Here is a 4,096-nt window from a genome sequence, read left to right as displayed (position 1 = left end):
GTCGTCCGGCCACCGTCATCCGGCCACCGTCGTCCGGCCACCGTCATCCGGCCACCGTCGTCCGGCCACCGTCATCCGGCCACCGTCGTCCGGACGCGGTCATCCGATCACCGTCTGCCGGTGGGCGTCGCCGGCGGGGGCGGGCGCGGTACCGGCGGGCCCGCCGGTACGCTGATCATCAGTGGGCCGGCCGGCGTCCTGGCCGGTGCCGGGGCCGTACGTCCGCTCCCAGGCGTCGTGCAGCCCGGCGTGGAAGCTCTGTAGCGGCCGCACACCCATGTCGCCGCGTATCAGGGCCTCGATGGCCTGCACGCAGGCGGCGGCGCCCTGGATCGTGGTGACGCAGGGCACGCCGGTGGCCACGCACGCCGCCCGGATCTCGTACCCGTCCAGCCGCGGCCCGACCCCCCACGGCGTGTTGATCACCAGGTTGATCTGGCCGGATATGATCATCTCGACGCAGTCGACCAGGTCCGGGTCGGGCACGGAGTGCTTGCCCAGGACGACCGCCTTCACCCCGTTGCGGCCCAGCACCTGCGCGGTCCCCTCGGTGGCGTAGACGACGAAACCGAGGTCGGCGAGCCGCTTGACCGGAAATATCATCGCCCGCTTGTCCCGGTTGGCCACCGAGACGAACACCCGGCCGTAGACCGGCAGCGACAGGGACGCGGCGGCCTGGGACTTGGCGTAGGCGGCGCCGAAGCCGGCGTCGATGCCCATCACCTCGCCGGTGGACTTCATCTCCGGGCCGAGCACGGTGTCCACCCCACGGCCGCCGGCGTCCCGGAACCGGCCGAAGGGCAGCACCGCCTCCTTCACCGCGATATGGGAGTCCAGCGGCAGGACCGCGGCGTCGCCGTGGGCGGGCAGCAGCCCCTCCGCGCGCAGCTGCGCCACGGTCGTGCCGGCCATCACCCGGGCGGCGGCCTTCGCCAGCGGCACCGCGGTCGCCTTGGACACGAACGGCACGGTCCGCGACGCCCGCGGGTTGGCCTCCAGCACGTACAGCACGTCGGACTGCAGCGCGTACTGGACGTTGAGCAGGCCGCGCACGCCCACGCCCTCGGCGATCAGCCGGGTGGACTCGCGGATGCGCTCCAGCTCGCCGCGTCCCAGGGTGATCGGCGGCAGCGCGCAGGCGGAGTCGCCGGAGTGGACCCCGGCCTCCTCGATGTGCTCCATCACGCCGCCGAGGTAGAGCTCGGTGCCGTCGTAGAGCGCGTCCACGTCGATCTCGACGGCGTCGTCGAGGAACCGGTCGACCAGGACGGGGTGCCGCGGGCTGATCTCGGTCGCCCGCTCGATGTAGCGGCGCAGCATCGCCTCGTCGTAGACGATCTCCATCCCGCGGCCGCCGAGGACGTAGGACGGCCGTACCAGCACCGGGTAGCCGATCCGTTCCGCCACCGAGCGGGCCTCGTCGAAGTGGGTCGCCACCCCGTGCGGCGGCGAGGGCAGCCCGGCCCGGGCGAGCACCTGCCCGAACAGGCCGCGGTCCTCGGCCAGGTGGATCGCGCGCGGCTCCGTCCCGACGATCGGGACGCCGGCGGCGGCCAGCGGCGCGGCGATGCCCAGCGGGGTCTGGCCGCCGAGCTGGACGATCACACCGACCAGTTCCCCGGCCTGCCGCTCGGCGTGGACGACCTCCAGGACGTCCTCGACGGTCAGCGGCTCGACGTAGAGCCGGTCGGCGGTGTCGTAGTCGGTGGAGACCGTCTCCGGGTTACAGTTGATCATGATCGTCTCGTAGCCGGCGTCCGAGAGCGCCATCACCGCGTGGCAGCAGGCGTAGTCGAACTCGATGCCCTGCCCGATCCGGTTGGGCCCGCTGCCCAGCACGATCACCCGCGGCCGGCCGCTGGGGGCGACCTCGGTCTCGCTGTCGTAGGACGAGTAGTGGTACGGCGTGGCCGAGGCGAACTCGGCCGCGCAGGTGTCGATGGTCTTGTAGACGGGCCGGATGCCGGCGCGGTGGCGGGCCGCGCGCACGGCGTCCTCGGTGGTGGCGAGCAGGTCGGCGAGCTGGGCGTCGGAGAACCCCGCGCGCTTGGCCCGCAGGATGTCCGCCGGGGCGAGGTCGGCCAGGTCACCGGTGACGGTGGCGGCGATCCGGTTGAGGTGGTCGATCTGCTCCACGAACCAGGGGTCGATACCGGTCACCTCGGTCACCCGCAGCCGGTCCGCCCCGGCCCGCAGCGCCTGCTGCACCGTGCGCAGCCGGCCGTCGTGCGGGACACCGGCCCGCGCCAGCAGCTCCTCGGCGTCCCCCGGGCCGCCGGTGAAGCCGAACACCGCCGACGGCTGCTCCAGCGACCGCAGCGCCTTCTGCAGCGCCTCGGCGAAGCTGCGCCCGACCCCCATCGCCTCGCCGACGGACTTCATCGTCGTGGTCAGCGCCGGGTCCGCCCCGGGGAACTTCTCGAAGGCGAACCGGGGCACCTTGACCACGACGTAGTCCAGCGCCGGCTCGAAGGCCGCCGGGGTGGTGCGGGTGATGTCGTTGGGGATCTCGTCCAGGGTGTACCCGAGCGCGAGCTTCGCGGAGATCTTCGCGATCGGGAACCCGGTGGCCTTCGAGGCCAGCGCCGACGACCGGGACACCCGGGGGTTCATCTCGATCACGACGAGCCGCCCGGTCGCCGGGTCCACGGCGAACTGGATGTTGCACCCGCCCGCGTCGACACCCACCGCGCGCATGACCGCGATGGCCATGTTGCGCATCTGCTGGTACTCGCGGTCGGTCAGCGTCATCGCCGGGGCGACCGTCACCGAGTCGCCGGTGTGCACCCCCATCGGGTCGACGTTCTCGATCGAGCAGACCACGACCACGTTGTCGGCCCGGTCGCGCATCAGCTCGAGCTCGAACTCCTTCCAGCCGAGCACGGACTCCTCGACCAGGACCTCCGAGGACGGGCTCGCGGCGATGCCGTCCGCGGCCATCCGGCGCAGCTCGCCGGCGTCGTGGGCGAAGCCGCTGCCGGCGCCGCCGAGGGTGAAGCTCGGGCGCACCACCACCGGGTAGGAGAACTCCTCGGCGGCGGCCAGGCACTCCTGCGGGGTCGTGCAGATGGCGCTGCGGGCGGTCTCGCCGCCGACGGCGGCCACGATGTCCTTGAACGCCTGCCGGTCCTCGCCCGCGCGGATCGCGTCGATGTTCGCGCCGATCAGGCGGACGCCGTAGCGGTCGAGCACGCCCGCGGCGTGCAGGTCCATGGCGGTGTTCAGCGCGGTCTGCCCGCCCATGGTCGCCAGCAGCGCGTCCGGGCGCTCCTTCTCGATGATCTTGGCGACCGTCTCCGGGGTGATCGGCTCGACGTAGGTGGCGTCCGCGAGGTCCGGATCGGTCATGATCGTGGCCGGGTTGCTGTTGACCAGCACCACCCGCAGGCCCTCGGAACGCAGCACCCGGCACGCCTGCGTCCCGGAATAGTCGAACTCGCACGCCTGGCCGATGACAATCGGCCCCGACCCGATGACCAGGACGCTGGTCAGATCCTCCCGCCGCGGCATCAGCGCACGACCTCCCGTCCGCGTCCCCGTCTATCTGCCCCCCGGCCCGCCCCGCGGGCACCCGGCTGGCGGCCCGCCGGACCCGGGATGGCCGGCCCACGGGCCGGCTCGCAGCGTCCCATACCCGGCCCGTCGCGGTGCCCCACGACACCGTGCCCGCTGGGCCTCGTCAGCGGACAGCCAGGACCGTCGGGCGTCACCGGCGGGCAGCCATGAGATCGCGGAAGCGCTCGAACAGGCCGTGCGCGTCGTGCGGGCCCGGCGCCGCCTCGGGATGGAACTGGACGCTGAACGCGGGCACGTCCAGGCAGGCCAGCCCCTCGACCACGTTGTCGTTCAACGCCACATGACTGACCTCGACCCGCCCGTACGGAGTGCGTGTGACGCCGTCGAGCGGCGCCCGGACGGCGAAGCCGTGGTTGTGGCTGGTCACCATGATCCGGCCGGTCGCGGTCTCGGCCACCGGCTGGTTGATCCCGCGGTGGCCGTAGGTCAGCTTGTACGTCTCGAAGCCAAGCGCCCTGGCCAGCACCTGGTTGCCGAAGCAGATCCCGAAGAGCGGGACCCCGGCGTCGAGCACCCGGCG

At 72.8% G+C, this 4,096-nt stretch carries 2 protein-coding genes; both read right to left on the bottom strand.

The features are described from left to right. Nucleotides 1-99 precede the first annotated feature (99 nt). Nucleotides 100-3,510 (bottom strand): carbamoyl-phosphate synthase large subunit, encoded by a 3,411-nt coding sequence (gene carB / locus AC5LUJ_RS04450; protein ID WP_250284820.1) that lies wholly within the window; start codon nucleotides 3,508-3,510, stop codon nucleotides 100-102. A gap of 196 nt (nucleotides 3,511-3,706) precedes the next feature. After that, on the bottom strand, nucleotides 3,707-4,096 hold a 390-nt coding region (locus tag AC5LUJ_RS04445; protein ID WP_493464501.1), incomplete at its 5' end, for a glutamine amidotransferase-related protein.

It is taken from the genome of Protofrankia sp. CiP1_Cm_nod3 (assembly GCF_982290655.1).
Note: the sequence above shows the minus strand (reverse complement) of the source record. Positions and strands in the feature narration are given on the sequence as shown.